We start from the raw sequence: 17,321 nt of genomic DNA, 5'->3' as shown, positions 1-17,321 counted from the left end.
CCATATTGACACTTATCGATCTATCGCGAACCGGAGTCAACTCATGACCATGACCAGCCTTCCGCTCCCGACGCTGGCTCCGCCGAGCAAGCTCACCGGCCTTCCGGTCGCGATCATCGGTGCAGGCCCCGTGGGCCTGGCGGCGGCAGCCCAGCTTCTCGAACGCGGTATCGAGCCGATCGTGTACGAGGCGGGCCCGCAGGCAGGAAGCGCCATCTCACTCTGGGGTCACACCCGATTGTTCTCGCCGTGGGAGTACCTGATCGACGGGGCTGCGGCCCGCCTCCTCGGTGACACTGCGTGGGAGAGGCCGAGTGCACAGGGCTTGCCGCTCGGAAGCGAACTCGTCGACGATTATCTCGTTCCGCTGGCTGCTACCCCAGCGCTTTCCCGTCGCATCCAATACAACTCGAGCGTCACCGCAGTCAGCCGCCTGGGAATGGACCGGACGCGGTCAAACGGGCGGTCAGAGACGCCGTTTGCACTCCGCATTCAAACGGATGATGGGCCCGTTGACCGACAAGCCCGTGCCGTGATCGACACCTCAGGCACCTACAGCACCCCGAACAGCATCGTCGCCTCTGGCCTACCGCTGTTGCATCGCGGTTCCGTGCAGGACGACATCGTTCATGCGCTCCCGGATGTCGCCGGCGCTGATCGATCCCGTTTTGCCGGGAAGCACACGCTGGTCGTCGGCGCCGGCCATTCCGCGGCGAACACCCTGATCGCACTGGCGAGGCTGGCGACTGAAGTGCCAGGGACATCCGTCACCTGGGCAATCAGGAATACGAACCCCGTGCGGGTCTACGGCTCGGCGGACGATGAACTTGCGGCCCGCGCGTCGCTCGGGTCCCGCGTGTACACGCTCGTCGATGAAGGTGCGATCGCACTCATCGATGGCTTCGAGATCGACGACGTTGTGGCTGCGTCGGACGGCTGGGTCAGCGTGATCGGCCGCCGCGCAGGGGAGACACTGACGATTGAGACGGATGTTGTGGTCGGGGCGACCGGATTCCGACCTGACCTCGAGATGCTCCGCGAGATTCGTCTGTCGCTGGACGAGATCGTGGAAGCACCTCGCGCGCTCGCGCCCCTCATCGACCCGAATCTGCACAGTTGTGGCACGGTTCCCGCCCACGGCGTTGACGTCCTCGCGCATCCGGAGCCCAACTTCTACATCGCCGGGATGAAGAGCTACGGCCGCGCGCCGACGTTCCTGCTGGCCACGGGATACGAGCAGGTGCGTTCCATCGCCGACGAGATCGCCGGCAACCGAGAGGCGGCCCGCACCGTTCAGCTTGTGCTTCCTGAAACGGGAGTGTGTTCGACCGGTGACACTTCGGGATCGTGCTGCTGATGCTTCAACATGAACAGCAGGGAAACGATGACCCCATAGATTGACACCCATCTATTTACAAACGGATGATGGAAGAGTAGATCAGGCCTGCAAGAACGAGGAAGCGAAGAATGACTGACAAGCCCACCGTGTTATTCGTCTGTGTGCACAATGCCGGCCGATCCCAGATGGCCGCAGGCTTCATGACCGCCCTCTCCGGTGGGAAGGTCGAAGTTCTCTCGGCCGGCTCGGAGCCGAAGGACCAGATCAATCCGGTCGCCGTCCAGGCCATGGCCGAAGAGGGCATCGACATAGCCAATAGCACTCCGAAGATTCTCACCACGGAGGCCGTCAAGGATTCCGATGTGGTCATCACCATGGGATGCGGCGACACCTGCCCGATCTTCCCTGGCAAGCGTTACGAAGACTGGGAGCTCGACGACCCGGCCGGCCAGGGCATCGATGCCGTTCGGCCCATCCGCGATGACATCAAGTCCCGCATTCAGGCGTTGCTTGCCGAGATCCTCCCCGCTCCTGGTCGGCCTTGACGTAGCTCCCTGATTCGAGAAATTTTGCCGGTGCGTGTCGATTTGGCCGCGTCTCGTTCGACGTAACTGTGTACCGTCAATCGCGGTACCGTCAAGCGAGGAGAATCAATGCGATACATGATGTTTGTGGCCACTGACCCACAGGCCGAACCGTATTCCGCCGAAGGCGACAATATCGAGGAGTGGGCGGCCGACGTTCAGTCACGGGGTGTGTGGATCGAAGGCAATCGTCTTCGCCCGGTCGAAGACGCGAAGACCGTACGAATGCGGGAGGGTGAGCTCCTGGTGACGGATGGCCCGTTCACAGAGTCGAAGGAATGGATCGCCGGTTTCGACATTCTCGAATGCGCCGACCTGGATGAAGCGATTGCGGTCGCCGCCGCGCATCCGATGGCACGATTTGGCCGCATCGAACTGCGACCGGTCTGGCCGTTCGAGTAGCCGAAGCGCCAGGCTCGCGGTTGAATCGGGAGGGCCGCACGTCGATCGGGTGACCATCCCACCGCAGGGCAGTCCACTCGTTACGTTCCGGTTCGACCCGCTCACCACGAAGACTGCATAGCAGACGAATCAATCCGAGCGTTAGAGGATTAAGTGCGGACTTGTGTGCCTTCGCTGAGCTACGGGATGCTTCAACTCAGACCGCAGGCCCACGAACTTGGAGTCACGTTGCCACAACCCCATGCAGTAGCTCGATCAGGCGTCAGCCGACGAACATTGCTCGCCGGTGCCGCCGCGGCAACGGTCGCAGCGACGGTTGATCCGTTCTCGCCTTCCGCCGCGTCTGCCCAATCAGCAGACGGGCAGTCGACCAACGAGCAGCTGTCCGCAGCAGCGGCCACATATGTACTTATTCATGGTTCCTGGCACGACGGCTCGATGTGGAAGCCTGTCGCCGCTGAACTGCGGAAAGCCGGACACACAGTTCTCACTCCGACGGTCGCCGGCCACGGCAATGATGGGGACAAGACGGCTTCCCACACGGACGCAGTCAACTCGGTCGTCGATCAAATTGTGGACGCCAGATTATCGGACATTGTGCTTCTTGGACACAGCTACGGCGGCACGGTCATCGCTCGGGTCTATGAGGAGATCCCTGACCGAATCCGCCGACTGATCTTCTGGAACGCATTCGTGCCGGCAGCGGGCAACTCCCTCATGGACGAGGCGCCGCCTCACTATCGAGAGTTGTTCACCCAACTCGCCGCGGCGTCACCTGACAACACGGTCAGTCTGCCCTTCTCGATCTGGCGCGAGAACTTCATCCAGGACGCGAAGCTCGAGTTCGCCCAGTCAATGTTTGAGCTGCTTTCCTCTGAGCCCTTCGCGCCCATGAACGAAAAGCTGCCGCTCGATCGCTTCTACGCCACACTGCCGCAGGTGGGGCGCAGTTTCATCAACGGCACGGAAGACACGGCTCTCCCGCCCGGCGAGTGGGGGTGGCACCCTCGCATGTCCGGTCGACTCATGGGCCCGCGCCTCGTCCAGCTCCCTGGAAGCCACGAGGTGATGCTCACCAACCCGGTCTTGCTGGCGCACAAGATCGTCGAAGCCGGGCGGGACTGAAGCCGGCGTTCGGCGAGGACCTGCTGACGATGGACAAGTACGACATCAAGAAGGCGTACAAGTCGCTCTACTCCCCGAGTGCGAAGGACTTCTCGCTGGTCGAGGTGCCGGAGTTGGCCTACATCGCTATCGACGGCCACGGTGATCCCAATACGTCCACTGAGTACGCGGAGGCGCTCGAAGCGCTCTACCCGGTCGCGTACACGGTGAAGTTCGAGAGCAAGAAGTCCTTGGGGCGCGACTTCGTCGTCGGTCCGCTTGAGGGTTTGTGGTGGGCGGACGACATGTCGACGTTCGTCACTCGTGACAAGAGCGCCTGGGACTGGACGATGATGATCGTGCAGCCCGATTGGATCACGGACGACATGGTCGCCGCTGCCGTCGACAAGACCGCGACAAAGAACGCGGCAGACAAGAAAAAGCTCGCTGCACTCGAGAGCGTGCGGGGGCTGACGCTGGCCGAGGGCATCTGCATCCAGATCCTGCACGTCGGCTCATATGATGACGAAGCGCCGACGCTCGACCGCCTGCACAACGCGTACCTGCCGGAACACAGCCTCGACTTCAATGGCCGACACCATGAGATCTACCAGGTCCCATGGAGCGGATGACGGGAATCGAACCCGCGCTATCAGCTTGGGAAGCTGAAGTTCTACCATTGAACTACATCCGCACGCGACGGTTCCGCGAGAACCGCGGCATCCGTGACCGTATCATCGTAGCAAGCCCGCGCAGGTAGGCTGGCACCGTGCTTCTCTCGGATCGCGACATCAAGGCAGAACTCAGCAACGGCCGCATCGGCCTCGACCCGTACCAGCAGGAGATGATCCAGCCGTCGAGCATCGACGTGCGCCTCGATCGGTATTTTCGGCTGTTCGACAACCACAAATACCCGTACATCGACCCGGCCGAAGACCAGCCGGAACTCACGCACCTCATCGAAACCAAGCCCGATGAGCCCTTCATCCTGCACCCGGGCGAATTTGTGCTCGGCTCGACCTATGAGCGCGTCACCCTCGCCGATGACCTTGCCGCCCGCCTCGAAGGCAAGAGCTCCCTCGGCCGCCTCGGCCTGCTCACCCACTCCACCGCCGGCTTCATCGACCCCGGCTTCTCCGGCCATGTCACCCTTGAACTCAGCAACGTCGCCACGCTGCCGATCAAGCTTTGGCCCGGCATGAAGATCGGCCAGATGTGCTTCTTCCGGCTCACCTCACCGGCTGACAACCCATACGGCTCCGGCGCGAACAGCTCCCGCTACCAGGGCCAGCGCGGACCGACCGCGTCACGCTCACACCTGAATTTCCACCGAACGGATGTCACGGCTCGCGCCGGCGAGGCCGTCACCGAGTAGCGAAACAACGCGCCGACCGTAGCGCTAGTCGCCCAGAACGCGAGCGAGCGAGTCCAGCGCCAGCAGGCGGTCTTCGCCGATCGGAATGAGCACATTGCTGCCTACGCCGGCGCGACCGAGCTCCGCCATCCGTTCCCGTACCCGTTCCGGAGTACCGACCAGGGCGAGCGCATCCACCCATTCGTCGGGCAGGTCGGCGGCGAACTCGGCCTGAGTCGACACCGCGGCGCGGCGGGCCGCGAACTCCTCGGCGAACGGAAGCGGCGCGATGTGCGCGAGCAATTCCGGCTCACCAAACCAGCCGAGCGCGCTGCGCACGGCCCGCCGCGCGGCATCCGGATCATCGTCGATGACGGCAAAGTTGTACGCGACCATGTGATGCTCGCCCGCTGCGGCGATACTCGCCACGGCGGCCATGAGGTACTCCGGCGTCACCGGCTCTGCCAGGATGGTGCCGTCGGCCGCGCGGCCGGCCAGGGCGAGGGACTTCGGACCTCGCACGCCCGCGTACACCGGCGGAACCGTGGCAAGTGGCTTCTCGAGGGCGACGCGATCAAGGTTGATGTAGCGACCCTCCGACGTCACTTCATTGCCCCGCAGAATCCCACGGAGTGCAGTGAGGTGCTCCTCCAGGAGCGTCAGCGGGCTGGCGGGATGCGCGCCGACCTGGCGGATCCAGCCGCCGACCCCGTGCCCGATCCCCGCGATGATCCGGCCCGGATACAGCTCGGCCAGCGTCGCAATTTCGAGTGCCTCGAATGCCGGATTCCGCGCGGCCGCCGGCATGATCCCGATGCCGACCGTGATGCTGCTCGTCGACGCCAGTGCGACAGCGGCCTGCGCGATGCCGCCGCGGAAGAAGCAGTCCTCGATGACCCAGAGTTCGTCGAATCCCAGCTCTTCGGCTCGGCGGGCGAACGGCACGAATTGCTCGATGGGAAGGTCACGCGGAAGCGTTACGCCGATGCGCGGGGACATAGTTCTCCTTGCGTAGGTGCGGTTGGGGTCGCGGCACGACTGGGCTAGAGGGCGTACTTGAAGCCGAGAGCCTCCGGGTATTCGCCGAGTGCGGTGAGCGTCGTGGCCGCGCGCTGCAGGGCGGCGAGCGTGAGCCCGAGCGAGCCTGGACCGAAACTGACCCGGGAGATACCAAGCTCGGCAAGGCGGGCGAGCGGCACAGCACCAGGGTGGGCGATCACGGAGATGCGCCCGTTGACCTCGTCAAGGGCACGCTTCACCTTGTCTTCGTCTGAAAGGCCGAGGAAGAAGATAACGTCGGCGCCGGCGTCCAAATACGCGTTGGCACGCTCGACCGCTTCTCCCCATTCGCCACCACCGGCCAGCGTGTCTACCCTGGCGTTGATGACGAGAGGGATGCCGGTGGCGACGGCCGCAGCACGCGCCGCGGCCACGCGGGAGGCAGCAGTCGCGATGTCGAACTGGGGCGCCTTCGAAGTGCCGACGGAGTCCTCGAGGTTGATACCGACAGCGCCGGACTCCTCGATCAGGCGACGCACGTTCTGAGTGAGCCCCGCAGCATCCGGAGCGTAGCCCTTCTCGAAGTCAATCGATACGGGAAGGTCGGTGGCTGCGGCGATCAGGCGTGCTGCCGCGATCGCCTCATCGACGGTGATGCCCTCTCCGTCAGGCAGGCCGCGCACGTTAGACACCGAGTGCGATGCGCTCGCCAGGGCTTTCACGCCCGGCGCTTCCGACACGACCTTTGCGGTGATCGCATCCCACACGTTGGTCACGATGAGCGGCGTGCCGGGCACGTGCAGCGAGTTGAACAGTTCGGCCTTCTGGAGTTGAGAGGTAGTCATAAGGCCAGTCTGGCGGTGACGGATGCGACGCACCAGCCGAGTTCGGACATATAGCGAATAGTTTCCTCTCAGCCCTGTCAGCGGGAGGCGGCGTCGGAGCGCGGCACAGGCACAGGCACAGGCACAGACCGGGCCGCCTCGACGAAGGCGAGCACTCGGTCCAGAACCGCATCATCGTTCAGGATGCGATTGTGGCCGAGCTCATCGACCTCGACCAGTTCTGCAAGGCCGGGGTGGGCATCCAGCAGCCGACGCGATTGGGCGATGTCGACAGAGCGGTCGTCACGGCTGTGCAATAGCAGAAGCGGCACGGTAACCGGATGCATCGCCGCATCGAAACGCTTCAGGTCGCGACCAACGGGCACGGTCGCGTTGCCGTCCGCGTCGGCCGAGATGCGCCGGATGAAGAGGTCGGCCAGCTGAACGCGCGCGGCATCCGACAACCCGATTGCCTCACCGAAGGACTGCACCAGATGGTCGCCGCTGCTGACACCCGCTATACCGATCACGCTGCGGGCCGCGACCCCATCGGCGACCGCAACCAATGCCGCGAGCACCCCGAAGGAGTGGCCGACGATGGCGTCGAACAGGCCGAACTTCGCCTGCAGCTTCTCGATGATCTCGATGTACTCGAGCAGATCGGTGTGCCGCCCGGCCGACTCTCCATTGGCAGGCGCGTCGAAGGCGACGACGGTCTTTCCCTCCGCACGCAGGTCGCGCACCAGGGTCGCGAATCGAGACGCACGACTCTGCCAGCCGTGCACGAGCAGCACGGTCGACCCGCCACTCCCCCACACGTACACCTGCACTCGCTTGCCCTGCACGGTGAGCGTCTCGCGCGCTGCGCTCTCGTGGGTCGCTCGTTCACTCTCCCGCAGACGCGCCCGCCGGCCCATCGCTCTGAACAGCGGAAGGGCAAGAGCGGCCGCCACTCGCGGAGAGAGCCTGCTCGCCACGCCGAAACTCTGCTGGACGACAGGATGTATCCGATTCATGGTGTGCCTTTCGTGCTGGTACGGCAGAGTGGTTTCAGAAGAGTGCAGATCAATGACATATAACAACACGAACGAGCGTACTATTAAATCGTGACGAGTCAAGAGTCAGATGGAAGACGGCTGCGCGGGGAGCGTTCCCGCCAGGCCGTGCTTGAGCGCGCCATGAACATCGCCTCCATCGAAGGTCTCGACGGGCTCTCGATCGGGCGGCTCGCCACGGAGGTGGACTCGAGCAAGAGCGGTGTCGCCGCCCTGTTCGGCTCGAAGGAGAAGCTGCAGCTCGCGACCGTCGAGGCGGCCGCCGAGGTCTTCGTCGCCGAGGTGGTCGCACCGGCGCGCGAACACCCACGCGGGTTGGCGCGGGTCTGGGCCTACTCCATCGCCTGGCTCCGGTACTCAGAGCGTCGCGTGTTCGCTGGCGCCTGCTTCTTCCGGGCGGTCGCCGCGGACTTCGACTCCAAGCCCGGTGCGGTGCGCGAACTGATCGTCGGGTCCATCCGCACGTCTGACAGTTACTTCCAGCACGCGCTGCAGACCGCAATCGACAATGGCGAACTTGGCGCTGAAACGGATGCCGCCCAGTTGCGCTTCGAGATCTCCGGACTGTACTTCGCGGCGAACGACGAATCCGTGCTCTTCGACGACGCGACGGTGTATGACCGCGCGCTCCGCGGCATCCGTTCACGCCTGATTGCCGCCGGAGCCGATGCGTCCGCCCTCCCCGTCCCAGATTCCCCCGCCGAACCGTGAGCTGAGCACCTTCCCATCGCGATTTAAGGTGCATAACTCACGGCTCGGCGAAGGTGGGGAGGGTTGCGAAGGCGGGGAGGGTTGCGCAACGAGGGCTGCGTAACGAGGGTTGCGGACGGGCGGTGGGCGCGCGACTACTCTGGCCGCAGGCGCAGGTTCTGCATGCCGCCGTCGACGGCGAGCGAGACTCCGGTCGTCGAGCCGGAGCGCGGGCTGGCCAGGTAGGCGACGGCATCCGCCACCTCGTCTGGCGCGACCATGCGGCCGTGCGGCTGGCGCGCGTTCAATGCGGCGCGCTCGGCGGCCGGGTCGTCGGCTTTCTCCAGCAACCGGCCGATCCACGGGGTGTCGGCGGTGCCAGGGCTCACACAGTTGACCCGGATGCCCTCGCGCAGGTGATCGGCAGCCATCGCGCGGGTCAGCGAGAGCACGGCCCCCTTCGATGCGCTGTACAGGGCTCGCTCAGGCAATCCAGCGGTCGCGGCGATTGATGACGTGTTCACCACGGCTGCCGAGGGTGACTTCCGCAGCCAGGGCAGTGCGGCACGCGTCACGCGGGCGATTCCGACCACGTTGATGCCCAGCACCCGCTCCCACTCGGCGTCGTCGTTGTCTGCAATCGTGCCCTGGGCCCCGATGCCGGCGTTGTTGATCACAATGTCGAGCCGCCCGAATTTCCCCGTCACCGCATCGATGGCCGCGCGCACGGAGGCGTCGTCGGCGATATTGGTCTGCACGGCGAAATGGGCGGCGTCCGCGCCGTCTGGCTGCAAGTCGAGCACGGCGACGGATGCGCCGGCTTCGTGCAGACGGTGGGCGATCGCAGCGCCGATGCCCGACGCTCCCCCGGTCACGACGGCGACCAACCCGGCGAATTCCCCAGCCGGCGACGCCGCCCTCATACCCGCGCCCCCTCGAACGCGCGGAACACCTGTCGTTGGCGACCGAGTCCCTCGATCTCGATCTCACACACGTCGCCGTCGGCAAGGTACGGGAAGCGCCCGGAGAGCCCGACGCCCTCCGGTGTGCCGGTCAGCACCAGGTCGCCAGGCTCGAGCGTGAGGTACTGGCTCAGGTGCCAGATCACAAAGTCCACGTCGAAGATCTGGTCTGCGGTGCGTGAGTCCTGCCTTGCCTCGCCGTTCACCCAACTCTGCAGTCGCAGGTTCTGGTGGTCGACCTCATCCGGCGTCACCAGCAAGGGTCCGGTCGGGTTGAACCCCGGCGCACACTTGCCCTTCGACCACTGGCCGCCAGACGCGTTCAGCTGAAAGTCGCGCTCAGACACATCGTTAGCGGTCACGAGGCCGGCAATATGACGGATGCTGTCGGCCGGCGAATCGAGGTAGGAGGCCCGCCGGCCGATCACCACTCCGAGCTCGACCTCCCAGTCGGTCTTGGTGCTGCCCCGGGGAATCTGCACGTCGTCGTTCGGCCCCACGACGGTGTTCGGGGTCTTCAGGAAGATGATTGGGATCTCGGGCGGCGCCGAGCCGGACTCGGCGGCATGCGCGGCGTAGTTCATGCCGATACAGACGATCGCGCTCGGCCTGGCGATCGGCGACCCGACTCGCAGCGAGCCCGCATTGTCGATGGCCGGAAGCGAACCGGCCAGGGCTGCCGCACGAACGGCATCCGCTCCCCCGGTCTCGGAGAGCGTCTCAAGGAATGCCCCGTCGATTTCCTTCGTGAGCTGCGACACGTCGTAATAGGTGTCGTCGACCAGAACGGCCGGTATCTCGTGTCCTATCGGTCCGAGGCGGGCGAATCTCATTCGTGAACTCCTTTGTTTGTGTGCGAGCTGTTTGTGTGCAATCGCGGGCAGAACATCTGAACTATGTGTCCGCGATGCTCATGCAAGCCGCGGGACTCTGAATCGGACGCCGTCAAAACAACTCTATACGTCGGATGTCTACCACGCATCCGAGCCAAGCGGCAGTTCTGTCTTGCGCCAGGACGCCGCCGCTTATGCGGTCGAACCGGTTCGATTCGAACCGGTTCGATTCGATGGTGACGGAGATCGCAATGGTGACAATTGGAGACGTGGCCCGCGTCGCGGGAGTCTCGCGGAGCACGGCGTCGTACGCGCTGTCCGGCAAGCGGTCTATCTCCGTCGAGGTGCGCGAGAGGGTCGAGCAGTCGGTGCGGAACCTCGGTTATACGCCGAATGCGGGAGCGAAGGCCCTCGCGACCTCGCAGACGAAAGTGCTCGGTCTGCTGGCACGGTTCCTCGAAGACGAATTCGCCCCCGCGATGCTGCAGTACATCCTCGGAGTCACCAATCGTGCCCGTGAACGCGGTTACGACACGCTCCTCCTGACAGACGAGGACGGCGTCTCCGCGCTCAAGCGGATCTCGGATTCTCGAATGGTTGACGGCTTCATCCTGCTGAACGTGGCGGAGAGCGACGATCGCCTGGACATCCTTCGCAAAGCCGCTCAGCCTGGTTCCCTGGTGGGGCTGCCCGGCGACCGACGGGCATCGACGTGTTCGATCTCGACTTCGTCGCTGCCGGACGGCTCATGGTCGAGACCCTGCACGAACTCGGCCACCGGAACCTGATTCTGGTCTCGCAGCCCGAACACGTACTGGAGCGCGGTGGAGCCTATGTGTGGCGGCTCGCCAACGCAGCACAGCACCGTGCCGCCGAACTCGGCGTCAAACTCCACCACCACTTCGGTTCGTCGAGCCAGCCCCAGATCGGGAGCGAACTCGCCGCGCTGCTCGACGCGCATCCCACTGCGACGGGCCTTCTGCTCAACAATGAGGCTGCCGCCGCCGCACTGCCGAGCGTTCTTCAGTCCCGCGGTCTGTCTGCCCCGACCGACATCTCGGTCATCGGCCGCTATTCCGACGACTTCGCCCGCACGTTCTCACTTCCCTATTCAGCGATCGACAGCGCCGCCGACGAACTCGGCCGTCGCGCAGTCGAGCGCCTCGTCTCCCGCATTGAAGGCACGGCAGATGCGGAATCAACCGTCGTCGATCTGATCGCGCCCCGAATCGATGACCGTGGCAGTACCGCAGCACCACCAACCCAACACTGACACCAAGGAGCCCGGGAGTCCGGGCACGTTCAAGGAGGAACACATGTTCAACAACAAGCTACGAGCGCCGCTCATCGTCGCTGTCACGGCACTCGCCGTTGGCGCCCTCTCCGGCTGCTCCGGTACTGGCGACCCGACATCGACCGACGCTGCTGGGGCCACCTACACCTGGTGGGACCCGTACCCGCAGCACGAAGAGGGCTCCGACTGGGTGAACCGCGTGCAAGCCTGTAGAACCGATGCCGGTGTCACGATTGAACGCACCGCCTACGACACGACCTCGCTGACCAACCAGGCGCTGCTCGCTGCTCAGGAGGGCACATCGCCCGACCTGATTTTGCTCGACAATCCGGCTGTCTCCACCCTGGCAGAGACCGGAATGCTGACGACCACCGAAGAGCTCGGGCTCGACACCTCCGGAATGGACGCCAACTTGCTCGCCGCGGGCGAACTCGACGGCGACGACTACGGTGTTCCCATCGGAGCGAATACCCTTGCGCTGTACTACAACGCCGACATCCTCTCGGCTGCCGGCGTCGACCCCGCGTCGATCACCAGCTGGGCTTCGCTGACCGACGCCCTCGCAACGGTGACGGCGGCAGGAAACAAGGGCATCACCTTCGCAGGTATCAACACCGAGGAAGGTTCGTTCCAGTTCCTCCCGTGGTTCTGGGGTGCCGGCGCCGACCTGACCGAACTCGACTCGCCCGAGGCCGTCGAGGCTCTGACCTTGTGGACCGACTGGGTGAACGACGGTTACGCTCCGCAATCGGTGATCGGCAACTCGCAGAACTCCAGCTGGGAAGAGTTCATCACCGGCGAGTTCGCCTTCGCCGAGAACGGCACGTGGCAGGTCAACAGCGCCGCCGATCAGTCCTTCACCACCGGTGTCATCGAGCTTCCGGCAGTCGACTCCGGCGTAGCTCCGGCCCCGACCGGAGGCGAGTTCATCACCGCACCGGTGCAAGAAGACACCGCTCGCTACGAGACGACCAAGAAGATTGTCGACTGCATGACGACACCGGAAGGCTTCGTCGAGACGGCCAACACCTTCGCGTACTACATTCCGCCGACGAGCGAAGGTCAGGACCAACTGCTCGAAGAGCACCCGGAACTCGACACCTGGGTCCCGGCCGTGAATGCCGCGAAGGAGCGTACCAGCGACAACATGGGTACCAACTACCCGCTGATCTCGGAGCATCTGTGGACGGCCGTGCAGAGTGCGCTGTCCGGCGCGTCGTCGCCGCAGGATGCGCTCAACGCGGCCCAGCAGGCCGCGGCTACCGCAACCGACGGTAACTGACACCAGGTTCCGGGGCGGCACCTCGCCCGCCCCGGAACCGATCACGAAGGACATGTGATGACGATCTCCACGGCGCCGGCCGCAACGCCGACATCCAACATCGCGTCGGCCGTCCACCCCCCGCACCGGCGGAGGCGGGCCGGGCTCAATGGCTCCCGATGGGTGGCAGCAGCGTTCGCCGCTCCTCTGGTGGTCTACCTGATCGCGTTCTACGCGTATCCATCCTTGCTCAAGATTGCACGCTGTTCGCTGGCGGCTTTCATACTGCGGTCCAAGCGCGATTTGAGCTCCATCAACGACTCGGCCGCGGCCGGTGTGAGCCTTGCGGCCGCGGCTTTGTGTATGTCAACTTGATTTGGCCCCACTGTGACGTCACCCCGGGGCCACTTCAGACTGTCACAGACAGACGTCATAAGCTTGATCGATGGACCTTGAACTGGATGGTCGACGTGCTCTGGTGACGGCAAGTACCGGTGGGATCGGCGCGGCGATTGCTCGCCGCCTGGCCGCTGAGGGATGCTCCGTCATGGTCCACGGCCGGAATCAGGAACGGGCATACTCCGTGGCCGAAGAGCTGCAGACGATCGGCGGCACTGTCGAGGTGGCCTTGGGCGACCTAACCGATCCCGACGAGGCGGGAAGCGTTGCACAGAAGGCACAAGCGTGGCGGGTTCAGATTCTGGTGAACAATGCCGGTCCCTTTTCCGAACACGACTGGATAACCACTGACCCACAGGCATGGGCCACCTCTTACGACGGCAATGTGGTCACCGTCGTGCGGATGGTCCAAGCTCTGTTGCCCACGATGCTCGCGACCGGGTGGGGCCGCATCATCACACTGGGGAGCCGAGCGGCTACCACACCACAGGCAAACTTGGTTGACTACTCTGCGGCCAAAGCCGCCGTCCTGAACCTGACGAGCAGCCTGGCCCAACATTTGGCCGGCACCGGTATCACCGCCAACACCATCAGCCCCGGCGTCATCCTCACGGAAGGGCTGCTGCAGATGTTCGACGAACGGGCCCGTTTACTGGGTTGGGACCGTGACCAGACCTCCCAAGCGATGGCCGACTACGCGCCGAATCCTGTTGGACGCCTGGGCACTGGCGACGATATAGCTGCGGCAGTCGCCTACCTGGCTAGTCCGCTCGCCAGCTACGTTACCGGCACCGAGCTGCGCGTCGACGGTGGGATCACTCCGGTCCCGTAACAACTTCTCTCCGGATTTGCGACTACGCGCAATCAGCGTCCGACCCGAGGCCGCGCAAAACACTGCACTCCGACAGCTAGCCCTCCAACTACCGACCCCGGTTCTCGCTCGACTGCTGGGCATCTCGACCAGTGCTGCCGGAAGGTGGATCGTCGCGGCCTCCAAAGACGGACGAGAACCCGCTGGCCCGTTGCGACTGATCACCACCATCCTCAACCCTCGTGAAGCCTCAGCGCTTCAGCTGGCCGGCGCTTACGCACAACGGTGGGAGATCGAGTCCGCCTTCGACGAGCTGAAGACCCACCAACGCGGGCCCCGCACCGTGCTGCGCTCAAAATCCCCCAAGCTCGTGCTGCAGGAGATCTGGGGACACCTGTGCTGTCACTACGCCATCCGCACGCTCATGCTCGACGCCGCCTTTCACGCCGGACGAGATCCCGATCGAGTCTCCTTCACCGCCGCGTTGCGCATCACCCGCAGCTCCATCGCCCAACAGGGCGCTTTTTCCCCTCACACACGTGATGCCATCGGACGGCTCTGGGCTCACGCGATCGGCGAGCTCACCCAGCGCCTGTTGCCCCACCGAAAACCCCGAGCCAACCCTCGCGTGGTCAAACGCAAATACACCAAATTGCACGTCAAACGATCACGCCACAGCCACAGCCACTGTCCCCAACCCGACCGGTCACCCGAACAAGCCATAATCATCTAATTGAACGGTATTGGGGTTAGGGCGGCTTCGGGCTGTCGACGTTATGCAGTGAGCACGTCGGATGCTCCAGAGCGCGCGGTTAGCGCAGCCTGTGCGGCCGCACGCCCGGATCGGCGGCCGAAAACCGCGCCGGCGGTCAGTCCGCTCCCGCCGGGGTAGTTGAAGTAGAAGATGCCTCCGACCAACTCGCCGCATGCGAACAATCCGGGAATAGCCTGGGTGTCTTCATCGAGCACCGATGCGTCGGGGCCGATGTGTAGGCCGCCGAAAGTGAAGGTGATGCCGCAGGTGACCCGATACGCATGGAAGGGTGGTTCATGTAGGCCGACAGCCCAGTTGGTTTTGTCGACCTCCAACGTCGTCGTGCGCCGCCCGTCCTTGACATTCGGGTTGAATGGCTGTTCGGTGTCGATAGCCGCGTTGAAATCATTTATCGTCCGCAGCGCCTGCTCCGAGTCCACCCCCTCGAGCTTTGTGACCAGTTGTTCAATCGTGTTTGCGGTTATCTTGGTCACCTCCCGGATTCGGTACTCGTCCCGCAGCAAGTGCAGGAGTGAGCCGTCAAAAATCTGCCAGGCGAACTGGCCCGGTTGCTCAAGAATTCTTTTGCCGTACTTGGCGTAGGTGTAATTGCGAAAATCGGCGCCCTCGTCGAGGAAACGCTTGCCGTCCGCGTTGAGCATGATCGAGAACGGATAGCTGTGCTTTTGGAAGCTGTCGCCGATCCGCAGGTCGCCGAAAGGCGGAGCGCTGTACTCCCAGCCGACGGCATGACATCCTGACCAGTGGCCCCAGGGGGCGGCACCGACATCCATTGCCATCCGAATACCATCGCCGGTGTTGAACCTGGTTCCTCGCACTTTCGCCAAGTCCCAGCCCGGGCCCAGATACTGGGCTCGCATGGCGGAGTTGGCCTGGAAGCCCCCGGCGGCCATCACCGCAGCTCCACAAGAAATCTCGCTCACCTTGCCTTCGCTGCGATAGTTGACGCCACACACTCGATCGCCGTCTCTGACCAACGACGTCGCCCGGCAGCCGTAGCGGATCGTGATGCCGAGCCGTTCGCATTCTGCGGTTAGCCCATCGACCAGACCCTGACCGCCGCCTATCGTCTCAATAGTCAATCCGCCCCAGAAAGTGAACCGACCATCGACCTTGAATGCCTGGCGGCCGTAGATCGGGGCGAAACGAATGCCGTGCTTCTTCATCCACAGCAATGTTGCATAGCTGTCATTGACGATGATCTCAGCAAGGTCAGGGTCTGTGCGGTATTCCGTTACTCGGCCGAGGTCGTCAAGGAACTGCTCCTGCGTGTACGTCCCGAAGTCGGTCTCCCGGATCTGCTCAGGGCTCAACTCCTCGACGATGTCGAGAACATCCTGAACATCGTCGTACGCCACCCGCATGGCGCCGGCGGTGAAGGCAGAGTTGCCGCCACGCTCGGCACGGGGAGCACGCTCCAGTACGACGACGGAAGCGCCGGACTCGGCGGCAGAGATCGCTGCACACAATGCTGCGTTGCCGCCACCGACCACCACTACGTCGAAATGCTCGTCGGTTGGGTGTGCTGACGGCCGCGAGGAGCTATCGGGGATGAGGTTGCTGGATGTCAAGGTAGGTCGCCTCCGAACGATACAAGTATGGATACAGCTGTATACAGCCGAGTACAAACAATGTTGCACGGAAGTCGATGGGTGTCAAGATGCCGAGAACTCGGCTCTACTCCGGACGACGCCGGGCGTTCCTTTAGGGCAGCGCACAAAGCGTGGGTCCGTCCCCGGGTGCCGCCTACGGCGCAGGTCGAGTGTCGGAGGAGTAGCGCGAGTGGTCAGACCGCGGAAGAGTCTATCTCGGAAGCCAGAATCTCCAAGCGGATATCACGGGCTTTTGTGAAATGTTCTCGCGCAAGGTCCTCGGCCAACTGGAGTTGCCGCTCCTCGACCGCCGCAACGATCTCACCGTGTTCGACGAGAGCTTGTTCCCAGCGACCCGGTCGGGACAGAGTGGTCCGCGGATACCGTGCTATGTGGAAGTCAAGGCGATCCAGTAGGTCGGTCAATGATTCGTTGTGACTAGCCGCCCACAGCCGACGATGGAAGGCTCGGTTGGCGGCCGCCATCGCTTCCTCATCGGCAGTATCCACGGCGGCCATTTCGCTTGCAGCATGGCGCAAGTGGATCAGGTCGATAGGCGTTCGGCGTGCGGCCGCGGTACGGGCAACGGTCCCTTCGAGCACGATACGGGTCTCGTAGATGTCGAGTACCTCTTCGGGGCTACGTTCGCGTACCACCAGTCCGCGGTCGGTGCGGGTGACCAGGCCGTCCTGTTCAAGCCGCGTCAACGCTTCTCGGATTGGCGTTCGACTCACCTCGCACCATTCGGCCAAGGCGGTCTCCACCAGCGGAGCACCGGGAGCAAGGCGACCGTCAGCGATCGCCTGCTTGATTCGTGCGTAGGTCGAAGGCCTGCGTTCGACTGCTGATGGCGGCTCGTTGCCGCGCGTCTTACTTGTCATGGGCCACTCCCTCCCGTGAAGCGAGGCTACCGTATCCACACGGGTCCGCTGGTATACAGGTGACGAATCTGATTCCGGATCGCGTTGGTCTGCATCTTGCTCGCAACTCCCTATTGCATCCCAGCGCATACCAATATAGCATTCCTGTATACAACGACGTAA

The 17,321-nt window shown here is 63.8% G+C and carries 19 protein-coding genes, 1 tRNA gene and 1 pseudogene; 13 read left to right on the top strand and 8 right to left on the bottom strand.

What is annotated here, in order from left to right:
* The first annotated feature begins 43 nt into the window (after positions 1-43).
* The 5 genes from K323_RS0111000 (at position 44) to K323_RS29410 (ending at position 4,061) form a co-directional block, all read left to right on the top strand.
* Entirely contained in the window at positions 44-1,357 is a 1,314-nt protein-coding gene (locus K323_RS0111000) for an FAD-dependent oxidoreductase (protein ID WP_022885335.1), read from the top strand.
* 110 nt (positions 1,358-1,467) lie between these two features.
* Positions 1,468-1,884: an arsenate reductase ArsC gene (locus K323_RS0110995; protein WP_022885334.1), complete on the top strand. Its 417-nt coding sequence runs from the start codon at positions 1,468-1,470 to the stop codon at positions 1,882-1,884.
* A 108-nt stretch (positions 1,885-1,992) separates the two neighbouring features.
* On the top strand, positions 1,993-2,325 hold the full coding sequence (locus K323_RS0110990) for a YciI family protein (protein WP_022885333.1): 333 nt from the start codon (positions 1,993-1,995) through the stop codon (positions 2,323-2,325).
* A 276-nt stretch (positions 2,326-2,601) separates the two neighbouring features.
* Positions 2,602-3,450, top strand: a complete 849-nt coding sequence (locus tag K323_RS0110985) for an alpha/beta fold hydrolase (RefSeq protein WP_022885332.1) — start codon at positions 2,602-2,604, stop codon at positions 3,448-3,450.
* Positions 3,451-3,479: 29 nt separating this feature from the next.
* The gene (locus K323_RS29410) at positions 3,480-4,061 is read left to right on the top strand and encodes a GyrI-like domain-containing protein (RefSeq protein WP_084697202.1); all 582 of its coding nucleotides are present in this window, start codon (positions 3,480-3,482) and stop codon (positions 4,059-4,061) included.
* Here the strand turns inward: K323_RS29410 and K323_RS0110975 are convergent.
* A tRNA-Gly gene (locus K323_RS0110975) sits at positions 4,050-4,123 on the bottom strand. The two genes, K323_RS29410 and K323_RS0110975, sit on opposite strands and share 12 nt — an antisense overlap.
* A 75-nt stretch (positions 4,124-4,198) precedes the next feature.
* Here K323_RS0110975 and dcd point away from each other — a divergent pair.
* Positions 4,199-4,804 carry a dCTP deaminase gene (gene dcd / locus K323_RS0110970; RefSeq protein ID WP_022885331.1) on the top strand — a complete coding sequence of 202 codons (606 nt, stop codon included), beginning with the start codon at positions 4,199-4,201 and terminating at the stop codon, positions 4,802-4,804.
* A gap of 24 nt (positions 4,805-4,828) precedes the next feature.
* Here the strand turns inward: dcd and K323_RS0110965 are convergent, their stop codons facing one another.
* The 3 genes from K323_RS0110965 to K323_RS25470 all read right to left on the bottom strand — a co-directional run bounded on the left by K323_RS0110965 (position 4,829) and on the right by K323_RS25470 (position 7,622).
* A complete protein-coding gene (locus K323_RS0110965) occupies positions 4,829-5,782 on the bottom strand; it encodes an LLM class flavin-dependent oxidoreductase (RefSeq protein ID WP_022885330.1) in 954 nt (317 codons plus the stop codon).
* Positions 5,783-5,826: 44 nt separating this feature from the next.
* Positions 5,827-6,627 (bottom strand): isocitrate lyase/PEP mutase family protein, encoded by an 801-nt coding sequence (locus tag K323_RS25475; RefSeq protein ID WP_022885329.1) that lies wholly within the window; start codon positions 6,625-6,627, stop codon positions 5,827-5,829.
* A 77-nt stretch (positions 6,628-6,704) separates the two neighbouring features.
* A complete protein-coding gene (locus K323_RS25470) occupies positions 6,705-7,622 on the bottom strand; it encodes an alpha/beta hydrolase (protein WP_022885328.1) in 918 nt (305 codons plus the stop codon).
* A 90-nt stretch (positions 7,623-7,712) separates the two neighbouring features.
* Between K323_RS25470 and K323_RS0110950 the strand changes: the two genes are divergently transcribed.
* Positions 7,713-8,372 (top strand): TetR/AcrR family transcriptional regulator, encoded by a 660-nt coding sequence (locus tag K323_RS0110950; RefSeq protein WP_022885327.1) that lies wholly within the window; start codon positions 7,713-7,715, stop codon positions 8,370-8,372.
* Positions 8,373-8,506: 134 nt separating this feature from the next.
* Here the strand turns inward: K323_RS0110950 and K323_RS0110945 are convergent, their stop codons facing one another.
* Positions 8,507-9,274: an SDR family NAD(P)-dependent oxidoreductase gene (locus K323_RS0110945; RefSeq protein WP_022885326.1), complete on the bottom strand. Its 768-nt coding sequence runs from the start codon at positions 9,272-9,274 to the stop codon at positions 8,507-8,509.
* Positions 9,271-10,146, bottom strand: coding sequence for a fumarylacetoacetate hydrolase family protein (locus K323_RS0110940; protein WP_022885325.1), 876 nt, complete (start codon positions 10,144-10,146; stop codon positions 9,271-9,273). Before K323_RS0110940 ends, K323_RS0110945 begins: the two co-directional genes overlap by 4 nt.
* A gap of 251 nt (positions 10,147-10,397) precedes the next feature.
* Here K323_RS0110940 and K323_RS30450 point away from each other — a divergent pair, with 251 nt between their 5' ends.
* The 6 genes and pseudogenes from K323_RS30450 to K323_RS30745 all read left to right on the top strand — a co-directional run.
* Positions 10,398-10,934, top strand: coding sequence for a LacI family DNA-binding transcriptional regulator (locus K323_RS30450; protein ID WP_245570967.1), 537 nt, complete (start codon positions 10,398-10,400; stop codon positions 10,932-10,934).
* Positions 10,895-11,419: a substrate-binding domain-containing protein gene (locus K323_RS30445; protein WP_245570966.1), complete on the top strand. Its 525-nt coding sequence runs from the start codon at positions 10,895-10,897 to the stop codon at positions 11,417-11,419. The genes K323_RS30450 and K323_RS30445 overlap by 40 nt, the downstream gene beginning before the upstream one ends.
* A gap of 43 nt (positions 11,420-11,462) precedes the next feature.
* The gene (locus K323_RS0110930; protein ID WP_022885324.1) at positions 11,463-12,722 is read left to right on the top strand and encodes a sugar ABC transporter substrate-binding protein; all 1,260 of its coding nucleotides are present in this window, start codon (positions 11,463-11,465) and stop codon (positions 12,720-12,722) included.
* A gap of 57 nt (positions 12,723-12,779) precedes the next feature.
* Entirely contained in the window at positions 12,780-13,076 is a 297-nt protein-coding gene (locus tag K323_RS30245; RefSeq protein ID WP_022885323.1) for a hypothetical protein, read from the top strand.
* A gap of 70 nt (positions 13,077-13,146) precedes the next feature.
* The gene (locus tag K323_RS0110920) at positions 13,147-13,932 is read left to right on the top strand and encodes an SDR family NAD(P)-dependent oxidoreductase (protein ID WP_022885322.1); all 786 of its coding nucleotides are present in this window, start codon (positions 13,147-13,149) and stop codon (positions 13,930-13,932) included.
* A 97-nt stretch (positions 13,933-14,029) separates the two neighbouring features.
* Positions 14,030-14,443: pseudogene (locus tag K323_RS30745) on the top strand (transposase); the annotation flags it as partial.
* 242 nt (positions 14,444-14,685) lie between these two features.
* On the opposite strand, the gene tcuA reads toward K323_RS30745, so the two are convergent.
* On the bottom strand, positions 14,686-16,257 hold the full coding sequence (gene tcuA / locus K323_RS25460) for an FAD-dependent tricarballylate dehydrogenase TcuA (protein ID WP_022885320.1): 1,572 nt from the start codon (positions 16,255-16,257) through the stop codon (positions 14,686-14,688).
* Positions 16,258-16,472: 215 nt separating this feature from the next.
* Positions 16,473-17,159, bottom strand: coding sequence for a GntR family transcriptional regulator (locus K323_RS0110905; protein WP_022885319.1), 687 nt, complete (start codon positions 17,157-17,159; stop codon positions 16,473-16,475).
* Positions 17,160-17,321 lie beyond the last annotated feature (162 nt).

The organism is Glaciibacter superstes DSM 21135 (assembly GCF_000421145.1).
Lineage (GTDB): Bacteria > Actinomycetota > Actinomycetes > Actinomycetales > Microbacteriaceae > Cryobacterium > Cryobacterium superstes.
This window is presented reverse-complemented; position numbering and strand designations above follow the sequence as displayed.